The sequence below is a fragment of the Bradyrhizobium sp. 195 genome, assembly GCF_023101665.1.
Classification (GTDB): domain Bacteria; phylum Pseudomonadota; class Alphaproteobacteria; order Rhizobiales; family Xanthobacteraceae; genus Bradyrhizobium.
Genome location: NZ_CP082162.1, coordinates 494653 through 513387, shown reverse-complemented (window position 1 = coordinate 513387; position 18735 = coordinate 494653). Strand labels below are relative to the sequence as shown.

The 18735-nt window shown below is 62.7% G+C and carries 15 protein-coding genes and 1 pseudogene; 8 read left to right on the top strand and 8 right to left on the bottom strand.

Annotated features, from left to right (window positions below; genetic code table 11):
* Nucleotides 1-12: 12 nt before the first annotated feature.
* Complete coding sequence (locus tag IVB26_RS41270; protein WP_247973588.1) at nucleotides 13-540, bottom strand: hypothetical protein; 528 nt, start codon at nucleotides 538-540, stop codon at nucleotides 13-15.
* A gap of 653 nt (nucleotides 541-1193) precedes the next feature.
* On the opposite strand from IVB26_RS41270, the gene IVB26_RS41265 reads away from it, so the two are divergent.
* The 3 genes from IVB26_RS41265 (at nucleotide 1194) to IVB26_RS41255 (ending at nucleotide 7287) form a co-directional block, all read left to right on the top strand.
* Nucleotides 1194-1664 carry a (2Fe-2S)-binding protein gene (locus IVB26_RS41265; protein WP_247973587.1) on the top strand — a complete coding sequence of 157 codons (471 nt, stop codon included), beginning with the start codon at nucleotides 1194-1196 and terminating at the stop codon, nucleotides 1662-1664.
* 1 nt (nucleotide 1665) lies between these two features.
* Nucleotides 1666-3843: a xanthine dehydrogenase family protein molybdopterin-binding subunit gene (locus IVB26_RS41260; RefSeq protein WP_247973586.1), complete on the top strand. Its 2178-nt coding sequence runs from the start codon at nucleotides 1666-1668 to the stop codon at nucleotides 3841-3843.
* Nucleotides 3844-4413: 570 nt separating this feature from the next.
* The gene (locus tag IVB26_RS41255) at nucleotides 4414-7287 is read left to right on the top strand and encodes an ATP-binding protein (RefSeq protein WP_247973585.1); all 2874 of its coding nucleotides are present in this window, start codon (nucleotides 4414-4416) and stop codon (nucleotides 7285-7287) included.
* 6 nt (nucleotides 7288-7293) lie between these two features.
* On the opposite strand, the gene IVB26_RS41250 is transcribed toward IVB26_RS41255, so the two are convergent.
* The 4 genes from IVB26_RS41250 to IVB26_RS41235 form a co-directional block, all read right to left on the bottom strand.
* Nucleotides 7294-8013, bottom strand: coding sequence for a hypothetical protein (locus IVB26_RS41250; protein WP_008559589.1), 720 nt, complete (start codon nucleotides 8011-8013; stop codon nucleotides 7294-7296).
* Between the two features lie 104 nt (nucleotides 8014-8117).
* Nucleotides 8118-9161, bottom strand: coding sequence for an alpha/beta fold hydrolase (locus IVB26_RS41245; RefSeq protein WP_247973584.1), 1044 nt, complete (start codon nucleotides 9159-9161; stop codon nucleotides 8118-8120).
* Between the two features lie 64 nt (nucleotides 9162-9225).
* The gene (locus IVB26_RS41240) at nucleotides 9226-10182 is read right to left on the bottom strand and encodes an alpha/beta fold hydrolase (protein ID WP_247973583.1); all 957 of its coding nucleotides are present in this window, start codon (nucleotides 10180-10182) and stop codon (nucleotides 9226-9228) included.
* Nucleotides 10183-10325: 143 nt separating this feature from the next.
* The gene (locus IVB26_RS41235) at nucleotides 10326-11027 is read right to left on the bottom strand and encodes a type 1 glutamine amidotransferase domain-containing protein (protein ID WP_247973582.1); all 702 of its coding nucleotides are present in this window, start codon (nucleotides 11025-11027) and stop codon (nucleotides 10326-10328) included.
* Nucleotides 11028-11610: 583 nt separating this feature from the next.
* Between IVB26_RS41235 and IVB26_RS41230 the strand changes: the two genes are divergently transcribed.
* The 5 genes and pseudogenes from IVB26_RS41230 to IVB26_RS41210 all read left to right on the top strand — a co-directional run bounded on the left by IVB26_RS41230 (nucleotide 11611) and on the right by IVB26_RS41210 (nucleotide 15794).
* On the top strand, nucleotides 11611-12312 hold the full coding sequence (locus tag IVB26_RS41230) for a VOC family protein (protein ID WP_247973581.1): 702 nt from the start codon (nucleotides 11611-11613) through the stop codon (nucleotides 12310-12312).
* Nucleotides 12313-12572: 260 nt separating this feature from the next.
* Nucleotides 12573-13886 (top strand): epoxide hydrolase family protein, encoded by a 1314-nt coding sequence (locus tag IVB26_RS41225; protein WP_247973580.1) that lies wholly within the window; start codon nucleotides 12573-12575, stop codon nucleotides 13884-13886.
* Nucleotides 13887-13945: 59 nt separating this feature from the next.
* Nucleotides 13946-14794, top strand: coding sequence for an enoyl-CoA hydratase/isomerase family protein (locus IVB26_RS41220; RefSeq protein ID WP_247973579.1), 849 nt, complete (start codon nucleotides 13946-13948; stop codon nucleotides 14792-14794).
* A 107-nt stretch (nucleotides 14795-14901) separates the two neighbouring features.
* Nucleotides 14902-15323 (top strand): annotated as a pseudogene (locus IVB26_RS41215) (OsmC family protein).
* A gap of 21 nt (nucleotides 15324-15344) precedes the next feature.
* Complete coding sequence (locus tag IVB26_RS41210; protein WP_247973578.1) at nucleotides 15345-15794, top strand: cupin domain-containing protein; 450 nt, start codon at nucleotides 15345-15347, stop codon at nucleotides 15792-15794.
* A 314-nt stretch (nucleotides 15795-16108) separates the two neighbouring features.
* On the opposite strand, the gene IVB26_RS41205 is transcribed toward IVB26_RS41210, so the two are convergent.
* From IVB26_RS41205 to IVB26_RS41195, 3 genes are read right to left on the bottom strand one after another with little or no spacing between them, the layout of a single operon-like run.
* A complete protein-coding gene (locus tag IVB26_RS41205; RefSeq protein WP_247973577.1) occupies nucleotides 16109-17104 on the bottom strand; it encodes an ABC transporter substrate-binding protein in 996 nt (331 codons plus the stop codon).
* Between the two features lie 22 nt (nucleotides 17105-17126).
* Nucleotides 17127-17936: an ABC transporter ATP-binding protein gene (locus IVB26_RS41200; protein ID WP_247973576.1), complete on the bottom strand. Its 810-nt coding sequence runs from the start codon at nucleotides 17934-17936 to the stop codon at nucleotides 17127-17129.
* On the bottom strand, nucleotides 17933-18703 hold the full coding sequence (locus IVB26_RS41195; RefSeq protein WP_247973575.1) for an ABC transporter permease: 771 nt from the start codon (nucleotides 18701-18703) through the stop codon (nucleotides 17933-17935). The genes IVB26_RS41200 and IVB26_RS41195 overlap by 4 nt, the downstream gene beginning before the upstream one ends.
* Nucleotides 18704-18735: the final 32 nt, after the last annotated feature.

Below are 18735 nucleotides of genomic sequence, written 5' to 3'. Positions count from 1 at the left end.
TGCGGTTTGTGTTCAGCTCGTCTTGAGCGCGGCCCGCTCGATGCTGGCTGCAAAAAGAGGCGTTTCGCTCTGATTGTGAGCAATCGAAGCAGGCTGGCGTTGAGCGCGGAACAGGTCGAACGGAATTCCCTGCTTGCCGATGAACGTCATGAACTCGTCCGTGGCGTTCGATCGCACCCTGTTGGTGAATTCGCACTTCCCGGGCTCGATTTCCCGGGCGCTTAATTCCCAGGTGACGTGGATGGTGGTCCGCCCGGTCGGCGTGAAGACGTCCGAGGTCGAATCGAGGACAAGATGGTTCTTCTCGCCCAGCGTCTCGACGTAGTGCTGAACCATCAGACTTCCGCCGATGATTTCGACGTTGATGGACATTCTTCGCCCGTCGGGTGCGGTGGTGAAACCGGCCGCGATGTGTGCCGGCGAACAACCCTGATAATCGGTCTCGGAGAGGTTGAAGCACCAGGAGGGAATGTCGATCTTCTCGATCGGTGCGTTGATGATGGCCGTGAAGCTGGAATCGACGATCTGGTTGGTGGTCATATTTCGGTCTCCTGGTTGCTCTGCGCGTTATAGGCTCGTCTTGTTCGAGGGCCTGACGACCCATTCGGCTACCCGCGGTGAGGCTTTCACGGGTCGTCGTCATGGGCGCCGTCGACTTGTCTCAAACCGACAATGCAGCGGGCGGACGGATTTTGCTCGTTATGGGTTGTTATGGATCGTTAGCCCTTGCATGGCTGGGGGGCGCGGGCGGCGAATGTGTCGCCCTCGGCCAGGAAGCCGCCGGATAGCCGCTGGCAACAGCTAACAGCGTCTAACAACCCATAACGAGCTAATTCCCTGCGGCTGCGCGAGGGTCATGACGGAGCAATCAGCCGGTTTCGATCTCGGGTCGGCACAACGCGAAAATGGAGAAGATCGTCATGACCATGCCGGAAGTGCCCCGGAATACGACGATGATTGTGCCTGTGCGGACGATAGGTCTTGTGAAGACGCTAAGATCTTTGACGACGGCCGTACTGATCGTCGGAAGCAGTTATGTGTACTACGTGGCGAACGGCCAACCGCACAGAAGCGGGGAAGGCGTGCCGCATCGTATCAGCAGTCTTGGCAGCGAGTTTGGTCGGCCACCGGCTGAGTAGCCGCAATCGGCAACAGCATGCGAAAACACATTCGCAGAAATGAGAGGACACACCATGGCCTTTACCGTCAGCATCAATGGAAGCAGGCACAGCGTCGATGTAGATGGCGACACGCCGTTACTGTGGGTCTTGCGTGACGTGCTCGGTATGACCGGCACGAAATTCGGCTGTGGCGAAGCGCTATGTGGCGCCTGTACGGTGCATATCGATGGCGTCGCGACAAGGTCATGCGTCACTCCGATCGATAGCATCGGAAAGTCCACTGTCACGACGATTGAAGCCGTCGGGGCGACGGCGCCTGGCGCAAGCATTCAGAAAGCCTGGCTCAACCACGAGGTCGTCCAGTGCGGCTACTGCCAATCAGGGCAGATCATGTCGGCTTCGGCGTTACTAGCCAGTAATCCGCATCCCACCGATGCTGACATCGACGAAGCCATGAGTGGAAACATCTGCCGATGCGGGACCTATGTGCGCATCCGTGAGGCGATCAAGCTTGCCGCGCAAGCGAACGCAAAGGGAGACTGACATGATCTTTGATGGCATTACATCGCGTTCCAACGGCACCAAGCTGTCGCGTCGCGGCTTCCTCTACAGTGGCGCCGCGGCTGGCGGTGGTCTGTTACTAAGTCTGAGCTTGCCATTCGGCCAAACCAAGGCTGCGGCGCTGGAAGACTTCACGCCGAACGCATTCATCCGTATCGCCGGCGATGGTCGGGTCGTCCTGACGATGCCTTATGTCGAAATGGGGCAGGGCACCTACACCTCGATCCCGATGCTGCTCGCCGAAGAACTCGAGGTGAGCCTGTCCCAAGTGCATCTGGAGCACGCGCCGCCGAATGAAAAACTCTATGCCAATCCGATGTTGGGCGTGCAGGCCACGGGAAACTCAAATGCCATCCGCGGGGGGTGGCAACCGCTGCGAGAGGCCGGCGCGACTGCGCGGGTCATGCTGGTCGCCGCGGCCGCGCGGCGTTGGGCCGTTGACCCGACTGCCTGCCGCGCGCGCGACGGCGAGGTGATCCATGAGCCGACAGGTCGTCGACTGAAATATGGGGAGCTTGTCGCTGATGCGGCGCTACTGCCTGTCCCGGAAAAGGTGACGCTGAAGCGGCCAGAAGACTTCCAGCTGATCGGCACGTCCGCCAAGCGGCTCGACGCGCCTGGTAAGGTCAACGGGACGGCCCGCTACGGCATCGACGCGCGCCCGCCGAACGTGAAGATAGCGACGCTGGCGCAATCACCGGTGTTTGGCGGCCGATTGAGGAGTCTGGACGATAGCGCCGCAAGAGCCGTCCGCGGCGTCCGCCAGATCGTCCGGCTCGACGATGCCGTCGCTGTCGTGGCCGATCATATGTGGGCGGCGAAGAAGGGTCTGAAGGCCCTCGTTATAGAATGGGACGATGGTCCTCACTCTGGGTTGGACACGACGCAGATCGCTCGCGAGCTGGAGCAGGCTACCCTTGGTTCTGGCGCGGTCGCCCAGAACGTTGGTGACGTGGACAAGGCGCTGGCGGGTGCAGTCACCAAGGTGGACGCGATGTACCAGGTTCCGTTCCTGGCGCACGCGACGATGGAACCCATGAATTGCACGGTGCACCTTCGTAAAGACGAGTGCGAGATCTGGATCGGCAGCCAAGCTGTGGCGCGCGTGCAGGGGATGGCGGCGAAGGCCGCAGGTCTTCCGCCCGAGAAGGTCATTGTCCACAATCATCTAATCGGCGGCGGGTTTGGCCGGCGGCTGGAGGCCGATGGTGCGGTCCGCGCTGTCGAGATTGCAAAGCATGTCGATGGTCCCGTGAAGGTCGTGTGGACGCGCGAGGAAGACATCCAGCATGACATGTATCGGCCGTATTGGTTCGACCGAATTTCCGCCGGGCTCGACAAGCAGGGCAAGCCCGTGGCCTGGAAGAACCGCTTCGCCGGCCCTTCGGTGATTGCGCGTTGGCTACCTCCCGCCTTCAAGAACGGCCTTGATCCCGATTCCACCGAAGGCGCAATCGATCTCGTGTACGAGCTGCCGAACTTCCATGTAGAGTTCGTGCGCGTGGAACCTCCTGGTATTCCGACGGCGTTCTGGCGCAGCGTCGGCCCGTCGCACAATGTTTTTGTGACTGAAAGCTTCGTCGACGAGCTTGCATCGGCAGCACGGCAGGACCCTGTTGCGTACCGGCGGATGCTCCTGGATCGCAATCCGCGCGCCAGGGCCGTGCTCGATCTGGCCGCGGAAAAGTCCAGCTGGGGAGAGCCTTTGCCCACAGGCCGGGGCCGAGGCGTTGCATTGCAATTTGTATTCGGCAGCTACATGGCACAGGTTGTCGAGGTCGAGGTGTCCAAAGACGGAAATGTGCGGGTTGTGCGGGTGGTGTGCGCGATCGATTGCGGCACGGTCGTCAACCCCGACACGGTGCAGGCGCAAGTCCGGAGTGGCATCGTTTTCGGAGCGACGGCAGCGCTTTATGGTGAGATCACGCTGAAGAATGGGCGCGTCGAACAGACCAACTTTGACACTTACCAGATGATGCGCATGAACGAAGTGCCGGCCATCGATGTCCATATCGTCAAGAGCTTCGCAGCTCCAGGCGGGATGGGAGAAACCGGCACGTCGTTGATCGTACCGGCCATTGCCAACGCGATCTTCGCTGCCACTGGCAAGCGCCTGCGCAAGATGCCGGCCGACAGCAACATCCTAAAGCGGTCGGTGTAACCGGACCTCTAGGATTCAAGATCGGAAATTTTCTATTCATCCGGGAGGCAAGGTTCCCGCCTGGCGACCGCGGGCCGTGCCTGTCTCGCCGGCGGGGCTGAGAACAATTATCCGGTGGTTCACCGGTTGGACGCAGCAATTACCCCGGCGCGCCTGCAGTTCCAGCGCGTGCTGGCAGAAGGGGTACGGGGCGAGGCATAGCGGCGCACGCCCTTTCGCTCTTTGGGCAGCATGCTGGGAGATTGGCCTCTGACGCGCTTGAAGACCGGTAGAGATTTCACGCGCCCGCCAAAATCAAGGCAAATCCTTCCGTGCTCTGGAAATAGCCGACAGCCGGACAAAAAGCCCCTGCGTGATGTTTTGGACGGGGCAGACGGTGTGCGAGCTCAAAATGAGCGCCGCGCGTCGCAGAGATTTGATTTTCTCCAGCTTTTCAATTATTTGCGTAGAACGGTAGCATATGAGGAGAGGGCTTCGATCGCTTTTCGATCGATAAGCTTTATATGCTGCAGGCGTAGAGAATGGGCGCCTCTCGCATTGGGATGCAGGGGTCGCCAAGATGGGGCAGATGTGAACGAGCTCTCGGCTGCAAATGGCTCCTCCGGCAAGGGCGCCCCACTGAATCTGGATATCGACGCCGTTTCGTTCGGACCGTTTTCGCTGAGGTCCCGGTTGCTCGAGAGAGATGGCGCGCCGGTCAAGCTCGGCAGCCGCGCGATGGATATTTTGCGCCTGCTCGTCAGCCGTGCCGGCGAAGTGGTGCCCAAGAACGAAATTTTGGCCTACGCTTGGGCGGGCCTGGCGGTCGAGGAGATCAGCCTGCGGGTGCATGTCGCTGAACTGCGCAAGGTTCTCGGCGACGGCAAGGACGGTGCCCGCTTCATCACCAACATTCCGAGTCGGGGTTATTGCTTCGTCGCTCCCGTGCAGCGCCGCGAACCCAACGTTGATCCGGTGCCCGCATCGCGTGCCCTCGAAGCAGCACCCCCGCCCAACCTGCCATCTCGGCTAGAACGGATGATCGGGCGCGACGACGTGGTGGCCGAACTGTCGGCCCGTCTGCTCAGCGACCGCTTCGTCACGCTTCGAGGGCCCGGCGGCATCGGCAAGACGACCGTCGCGACCGCGCTCGCCCATGACATGTGGCGAACGTTCGAAGGCCGCGTCCATTTTCTCGAATTCGGTCCATTGAAGGACGCCGCGCTGGTCTCGAGCACCGTCGCGGCCGCATTGGGACTCGTGGTGCATCACGATGATCCCTCGGACAGCATCATCAATTCCCTGCGGGGACGGCGGCTGCTTCTGATCTTTGACAGTTGTGAGCACGTGATCGACGAGGTCGCGCGCCTGGCGGAAAACATCTACCGCGAGGCGCCCGACATCGCAATTCTCGCCACCAGTCGCGAGTCGCTGCTGGTCGAAGGCGAGCAGATCTTCGAACTCGTTCCGCTGCCGGGGCCGCCGCAAGGCGTTAGCCTCAGCGCCGGTGAAGTGCTGGACTATCCTGCCGCGCGGTTGTTCGTCGACCGTGCTGCCGCGGCGGGGCATCGGGCAAATATCACGGATGAGGACGCGGAGGTGCTTGCTGAAGTCTGCGGCAAGCTCGACGGCATCGCGCTGGCGATCGAGCTGGCTGCCGCGCGCCTCGGCGTCCACGGATTGCGCGAGCTGGCCGCGCTGCTGGACAGCCGGCTCAAGCTCGAATGGCGCGGACGGCGAACGGCGCCACCCCGGCAACAGACGCTCGGTGCAACGCTTGACTGGAGCTTCGGCCTGATCGGCGAAAGCGAGCGCATCGTGTTTCAGCGGCTTGCCATTTTCGCAGGCCCTTTCACGCTCAAGGCTGCGATGGCGGTCGCGACCGAGGAGGGCGCGCCGGGCGATCGAGTGGTCGACGCACTGGAGCAGCTCGTCGCCAAGTCGCTGGTGTCGGCGCAGCCGGACGGTGCCTCGCGGCGCTATCGCCTGCTCGATGCCACGCGCGCCTACGCGATGCAGAAGCTGGCCGACGGCGGCGAGGCGGACGTGATTGCGCGCCGTCACGCCTTCTATGTCCAGCGGACGCTCGAAGCCGGCATGGCGGAGCAGGGCCGCGATCAGGGCTCCCGCCTCCAGGAGCGCGCCAGCCTGCTCGCCGATGCCCGCGCGGCGCTGCAATGGAGCTATGCCAACGATGAAGGCGCCGCCTTGCGCGTGCCGCTTGCCGGCAGCTGCGCAAGGCTGTTCATCGAGCTCAATCTGCTGAACGAGGCGCGCATCTGGTCGGGCCGCGCGCTCGCAATGCTTGATGACGCCGATAAGGGCGGGAAATGGGAGCTCGAGCTCCAGTCGACGCTCGGTCATGCCTTCATGTTCACCGAGCGCAACAGCGAGCAGGCCGAGGGGGCGCTCCGGCGCGGGTTGGAGATCGCTGAAGCGATGGACGACCACGCAAACGGGTTCAGACTGCTGTCGCGACTGAACATGTTCTATCGCCGTACGGGAGACTACCGGCATCTGGTGCCGACCGCACTCCACGCCGAGCGGATTGCCCGGCTGATCGGCGACAGCGCGGGCATCGCCGGCAGCAAGGCGCTTCTTGGAGTGTCCCATCATCTTGCCGGGAATCAGGCCGAGGCACAGGCCCATCTCGAGGAAGGCGTGCGGGATGATGCCGCGCTGCGCGGAACGCAGCCCGGGCATTTCGCCTATTCACGCACCCCGCAGATTCCGCTCGCGCGGGTGTTGTGGCTCCGCGGCTTTCCCGATCGGGCGCTCGACTGCGTCCGCCCGCTCGTCGGCGCGGCGGTGCCGCGCGACGTAGTGATGCATTGCATCGCGCTGTGCTGGTCGGCTTCCGTGTTCGGTTGGGTCGGGGACTGGGCCTCCGTCGAGACGATGACGGGGCGCCTGGCAACGCATGCGAATGTGCACGGGCTCGCGCCCTATGAAGCCGTAGCCTCGGGATTTCGCGCCCAGACCATGATCGCCCGCGGCGACGTGACTGGCGGCGTCGATTTGATGCGGGCCGCGCTTCTGCGCCTGCATGCAGATCGTTACGAGCTCTACGCCTCGGCGTTCGCTGCCGACCTGTCGCAAGGATTGGCGGCCCTCGGCCGGGCGACGGAAGGGCTGCAAGTTCTGCACGAGACGATCGCCCGGGTCGAACAAGGCGGCGGAAGTTTTGACATGCCGGAGCTGCTGCGGCGGCGCGGCGACCTCGAAGCACGTACCGGTGCTGTCGATGCTGCGGAAGGCAGCTTTGTCGCATCGCTCGCACTGGCGGAGCACCAGGGCGCATTGTCCTGGCGATTGCGGACGGAAATGTCGCTGGTGCGGTTGGCGCAGCAACGGGGCGGCAAGAAGTCGCTTGGCGATCTCGCGGCCACCCACGCCCGGTTCTCGGAAGGGTTTGAGACCGCCGATCTCAAGGCGGCGCGGCTCATGCTGGACGAGGCTTCCTGAGAACGCTCAGTCAAATCGCAGTTCCGAGAGGTCGATTGACACCATCAGCTCGTCGCGCATCGGCGCCAAATCCTCGCCGCGCAGATAGGCGCGCCGCCGCGTCGGGATCATGATGCCGTCGATGCTGACGGGATCCGATACGTAATGAGCCGCCGGGAAATTGCCAGCGATCTCGACTCGGTAGTCATGCCGGCGGATCAGCATATCAGGACCGAAATAGAAGTCCTGCTCGTCGCTATGGCTGGCGATAGCCGCCGGAAAAGTGGCCCGCAATCCGCGCCAGACTTCAGGGCCCTCGCGCCACGGTTCGATCTCGCGCACCTCGAATCCGTCCATCGCGAGCAGAAAAGGCGCGGTCATGTAGGTCCAGAGCGCGTAGCCGTTAAAATAGGCGCGATGCAGCGGATCCCAGTGCGTCCGCATGTCGTGTCCCGCGAACGCAGCGCGCGGGTTGTTGCGCTCTGCCACGATTCGTCCTCCCGCAGCGACAATGGCGATCCGTTCCGGGCTGAAGTCGGTGCGCTGACCGGGCTTGCCGAATGGCTCGACCGACGCGCGCTCGCGATGCAGCTCGATGCGCATCGTTCGCGGCGCCTGGTCCTGGTCGAGACCCTTCAAGGCCCAGAAATCGCCGCCCGTCACGATCGTGGCGGTGAGAAGACTGTGGGCATTCCATCGATCGAGGCCGCCATGGGCTTCGATCGCATTCGCCAGCAGCGGAATCATCCGACTCTCCCTCTCACATCCGCGGTGTTGCCGAATGGAGATAGCCCGGCGCGCACCAGCCCGCCCGTTAAGCGTTGTTAAGTGCCGTTGTCGAAGCGCGGCGCCTAGGCTTCGGACATGATGTCCAGCACCGCATCGGCAAAGGCCTTCGGCGCCTCCTGCGGCAGATTGTGCCCGATGCCGCCCTTGATGGTCCGGTGCGAATAGCGTCCGGAGAACTTTTTGGCGTAGGCCGAAGGCTCCGGATGCGGCGCGCCGTTGGCGTCGCCCTCCATGGTGATGGTGGGTACGGCGATCACGGGCGCCTGCGCCAGTCGCGCCTCGTACGCGTCGTATTTCGACTCGCCGTCGGCGAGGCCGAGCCGCCAGCGGTAATTGTGAACCACGATCGCCACATGATCCGGATTGTCGAAGGCCGCGGCGCTGCGCTCGAAGGTGGCATCGTCGAAGTGCCACTGGGGTGATGCGAGTTGCCAGATCAGCTTGGAGAAATCGTGGCGATACTTGTCGTACCCCTCGCGGCCGCGCTCCGTTGCGAAATAGAATTGGTACCACCATTGTAGCTCGGCCTTGGGAGGCAGCGGCATCTTGCCGGCCTGCTGGCTGCCGATCAGATAGCCGCTCACGGAGACCATCGCCTTGACCCGCTCCGGCCACAGGGCGGCGATGATGTTGGCTGTGCGTGCACCCCAGTCGAACCCGGCAATGGTCGCCTTGTCGATTTTGAGCGCATCCATCAGCGCGACGATGTCGGCCGCGATGGCCGAGGGCTGTCCGTTCCGCATCGTCGCCTCCGACAGGAAGCGGGTGGTGCCGTAGCCACGCAGATAGGGGACGATCACGCGATGCCCGGCGGCAGCGAGCAGCGGGGCGACGTCGGCGAAAGCGTAGATGTCGTAGGGCCAGCCGTGCAGCAGGATCACGGGCGGACCGTCGGCGGGGCCCGCCTCGGCATAACCGATGCTGAGGAGGCCGGCCTCGATCTGCTTCAGGGGCGCGAACGAGGTGTTGGTCCCGGTCTTGATCGGCGCGGCAGACTTCGCCGGCTTGGCGACGGCCGCCGCGGTCAGCGAAAACTGGGCTGCCGCAAGGGTCATGGCGGCGCCTCCGAAGAAGCGGCGGCGTTCACGATTGATGTTGTCGGACATGTGTTTGGCTCCTGTTGTCGTCGTCTGGTGTGCGGTGTTGTGCGGGCGCCACTCCTGTCACGTTTCAGCGGGTGCGCCCGTCGATCCGAGCAAGGAAGTTGCGGAGAAGGGAGGCGATCTCGTCTGTCGCCTCGTCCAGTGCGAAATGGCCGGCCTCCAGGAGATGAACCTCGGCGTCGGGCACATCGTCGCGGTAGGCTGCAGCGCCGGCGACGGCGAAGGATGGATCGTATTTGCCCCAGACCACCAGAGTTGGCGGACGCGCTGTGCGCAGCCACTCCTGCCACTTGGGATACGACGCGACGTTGGTGCGGTAATCCAGGAACAGGGTGGTTTGAATCTCGGGCTGCCCAGGACGCGTCAAAAACGCGTATTCATCCGTCCATGTATCAGGGTCGTATCGCTCCGGATGCGGGCTGGTGCCGAGGTGCCGTTGGCGTGTCGCCTCCAAGGAGGTGAAGTTGGCCTTGAGTGCCTCGAGCTCGTGCGTTGGGTCGGCCCAATACTTCCGCCGGGCCGCCCAGAGTGGACCCAGTCCCTGCTCATGCGAAACAGCGTTCTGAACGATGATGCCGCGGACGCGCTCGGGATGCGCGAGTGCCATGCGGAAGCCAACAGGGCCGCCGTAGTCTTGCATCAGTAGGACGTAGCTGGTGAGGCCGAGCTTGTTCGTAAGCTCGCCCATCGCGCTGGCGATATTGTCAAATGTATAATTGAAATCGGACGGCGTCGGTGCGCTGCTGTTGCCGAAACCGGGATAGTCCGGCGCGAGCAGGTGATACTTGTCCGCGAGCAGGGGCAGCAGCGGCTCCCACATCCGCGACGAGGACGGGAAGCCGTGAAGCAGGATCACGGTGGGGGCGTCGGCGGGTCCGGCCTCACGATAGAAGATCTTGAGGCCTTGGATATCGACGCTGTGATAGGTGATCGAGCGTCGGCTCGACGGTAAAGTTTCCGCCGACGCCTGCATTGTTGTGCAGGCCAGGGCGGCCGAGAGGGCTACGGTGGCTGGGAAGTTCATGTGATCGCTCCTGTTTTAAGCCACTGTCAGATCATCAGACCCGGCGCCCTTACGGGCGGCAGCTGCCGCACGGCAGACGACGTTCGTAAGCTGCACTGAAAGGCGCAATCACGAGCGCCTCTCAGGTGAAAGCGTGTCCGAATCTACGAAGCGCGCACCAGCGGCTTGCCCTGCAGGCTGGCGAGGAGCGTCTGCGCCGCCGCACCCGACGAATGCGGGTTCTGCCCCGTGATGAGCTGGCCGTCGCTGACGACGTGCACGCCCCAGTTAGCGGTCTTCGAAAACACGGCGCCGAGTTTGAGCATCTCGTCCTCGACAAGGAACGGCACCACCTTGGTGAGGCCGACGGCCTCTTCCTCGCCATTGGTGAAGCCGGTGACTTCCTTGCCCTGAACCAGCGGCTTGCCATCGGGTGTCTTGACGTGACGCAGCGCTCCCGTCGAATGACAGACCACGGCAATGGTCTTGCCGGCGGCCAGGAAGGATTCGATCAGCTTGACCGAACCCTTGTCCTCGGCCAGGTCCCACATGGGGCCATGACCGCCGGGATAGAAGACGCTGTCGAAGTCCTCCTGCTTGATGCTGTCGAGGCGAACCGTCTCGTTCAGCTGGGCTTGCGCGGCGGCATCCGCTTCAAAGCGCAGCGTGAGGTCGGTGCGGAATTCGGGTTCGTTGCTCTTGGGGTCCAGCGGCGGACGGCCGCCCTGCGGCGAGGCGAGCGTGATTTCCGCGCCCGCATCCTTGAATACGAAATAAGGAGCCGCAAGCTCTTCGAGCCAAAAGCCCGTCTTGCGTCCAGTGTTGCCGAGCTGGTCGTGAGAGGTGATGACCATCAAAATCTTCATGATACGTTCCCTTGATTGCATGTGCTGGATGACGCGCTCCTCGCTGTGGAGACGCGTCGAGCTAACTCTCGTCGAGCACGTGACGTCGTCCGCCGCTCGTGAGTGCAATCTGGACTGAACCGGGCCTATTAGCTCGTTATGTGGTGTTAGGCGTTGGGAGAGAGTGTTATCCGACTCTCGGGCATCTCCAGGCGCTCCTCGAAGAGGATCGACGATCAACGTCCGCGCCTGATCCACCATGAACTGCCAACACCAAGGGGGAAAGTGCGGCCTGGCGTGTTAATCGTTGTTATGGGTTCCGAGCGCGCAGAATGGTGATATCCCATTCAAGATGCTCTGAAACTAAGGCATCAGCATCCCCTTGCAGCGACCGGATCGCCCGTCTGCGAGTCCTCCGCGTAGCGACAGGAGCGGCGAGCGCGGCGCGCGTCGGCAGGTCGCCTGCGGTCGCTGAAAATCGCCTCAACGCGATCGCGGCGAGCCATAACATCTCATAACTTCCAACGGTCCCCGGTCTGCGCAAGGTTGATTGTGCAAACCGCGGGATCGGTCCGAGCCCGGGTCTCACATCAGGGAGTTCGAGATGGTCAGTACAGAAGTCGACCGCAAGGCGGCCGCCAAGTCTTCAAAGAAGCCTCCTCCATCGCGTAGCAATGATATGAAGCTCGAAGTCGTGGTTATCCCCGTGTCCGATGTCGACCGCGCCAAGGCGTTCTACACGGGCCTCGGCTGGCGATTGGACGCGGATTTTGCCTCCGGCGACAACTGGCGCGTGATCCAATACACGCCCCCTGGTTCTGCCTGCTCGGTGATCTTCGGCAGGAATGTGACGTCCGCAACGCCCGGTTCGGCACAAGGTCTGTACCTGATCGTCTCCGATCTGGAGGTGGCACGAAAAGACCTGCTCGACCGTGGCATCGCGGTGAGCGAACCATTCCATGGTGGCGGCGACGTTCATGCCGGGCCGGACGAGCCGTATCTATCGGGCACCCTTCGGGTCAGCGGCGTGGACCCGAAGCGGGGCAGCTATAGTTCATTCGCCTCGTTCAACGATCCAGACGGCAATGGCTGGTTGTTCCAGGAGGTCACTGCGCGGCTGCCCGGACGCATCGCAGGCGGGGCCACTAACTTCGCTTCGCAGACAGAACTCGCAGCCGCAGTGCGGCGTGCGGCGGCGGCACATGGCGAGCATGACAAGCGGATCGGCGGACATGACGACGACTGGGCCGATTGGTACGCCGACTACATCGTCCGCGAGCAGGCCGGCCAGCCTCTGCCGTCCTGAGTAAAAGCTGACACATCTGTGGACCTCGCTCGACACGGCGCGCGACGACTTGGTCGTCGCGCGCCGTGTCGCACTGTATCGCCTGCATTGTCATCGTTGGCCGCGCTCTTCTCATCGCTCAGACTTTCAACGGCTAACGCAGCCTAACAATCCATAACGAGCAAATGTTCGGCGCCTGCGCCAATCTCTGTGCATGACGATCCCGGCACCTTGATTTCGAGCCGGTGGGCGCCACGAACAAAAAGCACAGGAGAGCCAAAGTGAATACGGAAGCACGGACCGGCATTCTCAACCCCGACCGGCGTCAACTGCTGAGCCAGGCCGCGATGGCCGCCGTTGCGGCGAGCGTCGCCAGCGTTCTGCCGCTGCGCAGCGCAGAAGCCGCTGCCACCGGCGCCATCCGCGCGTTCCACGTGGACGTGCCCGAGCAGGATCTGCTCGACCTCCGTCGCCGCCTCGCCGCGACGCGATGGCCGGATCGCGAAATTGTCGCGGACCAGTCGCAGGGTGTGCAGCTGACGACGATGCAGCAGCTCGTCCATTACTGGCAGCACGACTACGACTGGCGCAAGATGGAAGCGCGGCTGAATGCCCTTCCTCAATTCGTCACCGAGATCGATGGCGTCGACATCCACTTCATTCATATCCGCTCCCGCCACGAGAACGCGCTGCCGATGATCGTCACGCATGGCTGGCCCGGTTCGATCATCGAGCAGCTGAAAATCATCGGCCCGCTAACCGATCCCACCGCCCACGGGGCGAAGGCGACGGATGCGTTCGATCTCGTGATTCCCTCGCTCCCGGGCCATGGCTTCTCCGGCAAGCCGACGGTACTGGGCTGGGATCCGCAGCGCATCGCGCGCGCCTGGATCGTGCTGATGAAGCGGCTCGGATACAGCCGCTATGTCGCGCAAGGCGGTGATTGGGGCAATGCCGTCACCGAGCAGATGGCGGTGATCGCGCCGCCGGAGCTGCTAGGCATTCACACCAACATGCCCGCCACGGTCCCCGAAGATATCGCCAAGGCGCTCCAGCCCGGCGGGTCGCGGCCGTCTGGCCTCTCGGCCGACGAGCGCGCCGCCTACGACCAACTCGACGATTTCTACAAGCACGGCCTGGGCTATGCGATCGAGATGTCGAACCGCCCGCAGACGCTCTACGCACTCGTGGACTCGCCGGCAGGTCTCGCCTCCTGGATGCTTGATCACGATGCACGCAGCGCCGCACTGATCGCACGGGTGTTCGCCGGCAAAACGGAAGGGCTGTCGCGGGACGATGTCCTCGACAACATCACGCTCTACTGGCTCACGAACACCGCGGTCTCGTCGGCTCGGCTCTACTGGGAGAACAAGCTGGTCTTCTTCGAGCCCAAGCATATCAAGATCCCCGTCGCTGTCAGCGTGTTTCCCGACGAGATCTACGCTGCGCCGCGGAGCTGGGCCGAGAAGGCATATCCGAGGCTGTTGCACTACAACCGATTGGAGAAGGGCGGCCACTTTGCGGCTTGGGAGCAGCCTGCTCTGTTCTCTACGGAAGTGCGTACGGCGTTCAGGCCGCTGCGGCAGTCGATCTGAATCAAACGGGTTGACCGCTTCAGCGCCTCCCTGTTCCTTCACGCATCAGGAGTCCTATCATGAACCGCCCCGAACGTACGTTCACAAGCGACCAGATTCGCCTTGACCGGCGCCTGCCGACCTACTGGCGTGTCACCTTCGACATGCCGCCGGTCAACATCTTCGGCCCAAAACAGCTTCCGCTGCTGGGTGACATCGTTACGGCGATCGAGACCGATCCCGACGTGAAAGTCGTGGTGTTCGACAGCGCGATCGAAGGCTTCTTCATCACGCACTACGACTTCCTCGCCCCGCTGGAGGAGTCCCTGAGCATCCCGCCTGGGGCGACCGGGCTCCAAGCGCTGCCGGATATGCTGGTGCGTCTCAGCCGCGCGCCGGTCGTGTCGATTGCCTCGATCCGCGGCCGTGCGACGGGCGTCGGCAGCGAGCTCGCGCTGGCGAGCGACATGCGCTTTGCCAGCCGCGAAAAGGCGATCCTGTCGCAATGGGAAGTCGGAGCGGGCCTCGTGCCCGGCGGCGGACCGATGGCGCGATTGCCGCGCCTGATGTGTCGCGGACGCGCGCTGGAGGTGTTGATCGGAGCCGACGACATCGGCGGCGATCTCGCCGAACGCTACGGCTACGTGAATCGGTCGTTGCCGGATGCCGGGCTCGACGGCTTCGTCGAGGCTCTCGCCATGCGCATCGCTTCGTTCGACAAGGAGGCCATCGCGGAAACGAAGCGTCTTGTGGACATCGCAAGCCTGCCGCCGGATGACGAAATCAAGCCGGAGTGGGACGCGTTCCTGGCCGCGCTCGGCCGTCCCGCAAGCCAAACCCGCATCAAGGCGCTGATGGCCCGCGGCTTCCACCGCGCCGGCGACGTCGAGAACCGGCTGGGCTTCCACGTCGGACAGATCGGTAGTTGACAGAATCGCTGCGGCGCAACCGGGTGGAAGGGGGACAGGCGGTGGTGCCGATCTGACATTCCTTCGATACCGTGCGCCGGTGCTGAAATCAAACATGGAGAACTGAGATGATCCGCAAGGCAACAGCAGTCTGGAAGGGCACCGGACGAGATGGCGCCGGTCAACTGTCGAGCGAATCCGGAGTGCTCGCCGCAACGCGTATTCGTTCAAGACCCGCTTCGAAAACGAGAAGGGCACCAATCCCGAGGAATTGATCGCGGCGGCACATGCTGGCTGCTTCACCATGGCGCTGGCGTTTGGCCTTCAGCTCGCGGGCTTCACGCCAGAAGAGCTCTCGACCGAAGCGGCCGTCACGCTCGAGCCCGAAGGCAAAGGCTTCAAGATCGGCAAGTCGGCCCTGACGCTGCGCGCGAAAGTGCCAAACCTCGGCGAGGTCGACTTCGCCCGCATCGCCGGCGAGGCCGAGAAGAATTGTCCGGTCTCGAAGGTGCTCAACGCCGCCATCACGCTCGACGCCAAGCTAATCTAACCGAGCACAGGGAGTGTTGCCATGACCCGTCAAGATCCGCCTCGCCAACATCAGCCTGATGAAGAGAGGTTTCGGGCGATCCTTCCCGAGGATATCGCATGGCAGCCGTTCCCTGCGTTTCCACCAGGCGCGAAGCTCGCCGTGATGGTCGGTCACCCCAGTGAACCCGGACCCTACTTGGTCCGGGTGAAGGTCCCCGGTGGCACCAAGCTGATGCCGCACAAGCATCCGGAAGACCGCATCTACACGGTCATGTCAGGTGTATTCTACATCGGGCTTGGCGAGAGTTTCGATGGCGACAAGGTGAAGGCCTATCCGCCTGGTAGCGTCGTAGTGCTGCCCGGCGAGACCTGGCATTTTCATTGGGCCAAGTCGGGCGAATACGTCACGCAGGTTTCCGCTATCGGCCCCTTGGGTCTAGAGTATCACGATCAGCATGATGACCCCCGTCTTTTTGGAACGGCACGGTAGGGTCTCGGGCATCATGATGGAATCCTTGTTTTTCGCTGGCACGTTTTTTGTCGGTTGCTTCGGAGAATGGGCTTGCTGGAAAGCCTTGTTGGCGGACTTCTGAAGCGTGCGACAGTATCCGCCCACAACTCATTCGGAGCGAGCAGTGGGACAGTCAGCAGCGCAGTTGAGCGTGCGGGAGGGACAGGTGTTCGCTTCGGTGCTCAATACATGCTTGGTACGCCAGCAAATCATCGGCCGGATTGAAAACAACTGGATCGCGAGCACAGATGAAGCGTCCGGCGCGAACACCCAGTCCCTCAGTGCTTTGGTATCTAAGCGATCGTCTTCAAATACAGGCCCGGATCAAAGTATTTGCTCGCCGGCGTGAAGTCCTTGATGCCCGCATTAGCCATGAAGAAGTCTGTCGACTGCTGCAGCCAGTTGGTGACGGTCCCGTCCGAGTACATCCGCTTCCAGTCTTTGGACGTGAACATCTTTTGCGCTTTGAATGACTCGTTGATGTCGGACAGTGGCGTCTGGCTGTAATGCCCCTTTTGCAGCTTCTCCATCGCCTCGGTGCTGTTCGCGACGATATAGTCGTTGGCATCCGCCCAGCCACGGATCAGTTTGGCCAGAGTCTCTTTGTTGGGTTCATAATAGTCGTTCGCCGCAGCCCAGCCGCCAATGATGGCCGCCTTTGGATAATAGGCTGACGCATCGGCCAGCATGGTCGCGCCGGGAACCTTGTCGCGGACCGTGACGTTGAAAGGCACCCAGAGCGCTACGGCTGGCACTGCGCCGGAGATGAAGGCGGTCACGGCCGCCGGCATGGTCTGGTTGACGAGCTCGACCTCCTTTGGATCGACCTTGTTGGCCCGGAGCGCGGTGTCGAGGAACACGTGCGCCGTCGTGCCGGCCGCCGTCGCGATGCGCTTGCCTTTCAGGTCCGCGAACGACTTGATGCCCTGATCGCCGCGAACCCAGAGCTGCGCCGTCGCGACCTCGATGTCGTTGATGAGAAATACCTTGCCCTGGCCGCGCGCCGGGAAGTTCGAGAGGACAGCGCCGGTCGCCAGCACGTCGAGGCTGCCGCCGATCAAGGCCTGGAAAATTTCCAGGCCAGTGTTGAACTGCCGCAGCTCGAGATCGAGGCCCTGCTTTTCGAAGGAGCCGCGGTCCATGCCGGTCCAGATCTGGCCGTCGACAGCGACGGTGTGGAGGTAGCCAACGCGGACTTTTGTTTTGGCTTGCGCGATCGCCGGTGCCGAGGCTGTGAAGGTGCCGAGCGCGAGGCCCGCCGTCGTGGTCAGAAATTGCCGCCGATCCATGATGTGTCCTCCGTTTTGCTTGTTATTCCGAGAATGAGACCGGACGCATCTGCGCCTGCTGGGCGCGATATTCGTCCATCACCAGTTGCCTGATATGGCTGCGCAGCTCCGCGAACTCCGGACGCTCCTGGATCGACTCGTCGCGCGGGTAAGCGAAGGGAACGTCGATGATCTCCTTGATCCGCGCTGGCCGCGCCGTCACCACCACGATGCGGGAGGCGAGATAGATCGCCTCCTCGACGGAATGGGTGATCAGCATGACGGTCTTGCCTTCAGTCTCCAGCACCTTGAGCAGCAAGTTCTGCATGTTGGAGCGGGTCTGTGCGTCGAGCGCCCCAAACGGCTCGTCCATCAGGAGAAACTGGGGCTTCACCGCATAGGCGCGCGCGATCGCGAGGCGTTGTCGCATGCCGCCGGAAAGATGCTTCGGATAGGAATTGGCGAAGTCGGACAGGCCCATCAGGCCGAGATAGTGATCGCAGATCGTGTCGCGCTCGGCGGTCGGAACGTGGTTGGCGTTGAGCGTCAGGCCGAAGGCGATGTTCTGCTTCACCGTCAACCAGGGGAAGACGCCATATTCCTGGAAGATGACACCGCGCTCGGGGCCGGGACCGGCGACGGGACGGCCGTCGAACAGGACCTTGCCGGTTGTCGGCTTCTGGAAGCCGGCGAGCATGCTCATCATCGTGGTCTTGCCGCAGCCGGACGGCCCGATCACCGCGATGAAGTCGCCGTCGTTGATGTCGTAGCTGACGTTCTCGACGACGTTGAGACGACCCTTCGGCGTCTCGAAGGACAGCGACACCTTGTCGAACTGCGCGCGCTTGTTCATGCGATGGCCCGATCCTGCCAGACCAACAGCCGCGCGGTTATCTTGCGCAGGATCAAATCCATGATCAGCGCGATCAGGCCGATGCAGATGATGCCGACATAGATGACGTCGAGCAGGAAGTAGGTCGAGGCATTCTGGATCATGGCGCCGAGCCCGCGCTGCGCCGCGATCAGCTCGGATGCGACCAGCGTCGCCCAGGCTACGCCCAACGCCACGCGCAGCGCCGTGAGAATGTGCGGGACGGTGAGGGGAATGATGACCTTGCGAAAGATCTCGGCCTGGTTGGCTCCCAGCGTCTGCGCCACGCGGATGTAGAGCGGTGTGATCTGCGACACGCCCTCGTACATCACGATCACGCCGGAGAAGAACGAGGCGTAAAACAGGATGACGAGCTTTGCGAGCTCGTCGACGCCGAAATAGACGATCACCAGCGGGATCAGTGCGATCGGCGGCAGCGCGCGAAAGAAGTTGATCATAGGGTCGGCGAAGGTGCGCGCGGGGCGATACCACCCGAGCAGAAATCCAACCGGCACGGCCACGAGGATGCCGAGCGCGACGCCTAGAAAGACGCGCCGGGTCGAAGCAAAGATGTCGATCAGCAGGCCTTCCTTGGTCAGAAGCTCGAAGAATTTTGCGGCGACATGGTGCGGCGCAGGGATCAGCGAGACGTTGACGAAGCCGCTCCAGCGCACGGCGTACCAGAGCAGGATTGCACCGATCCACGGTGTCAATCCGAGACCGAGGCGTCTCAGGCCAGCTCCGTTCATTCGACGCGTCCACCCAGATTGCGGTTGATGTT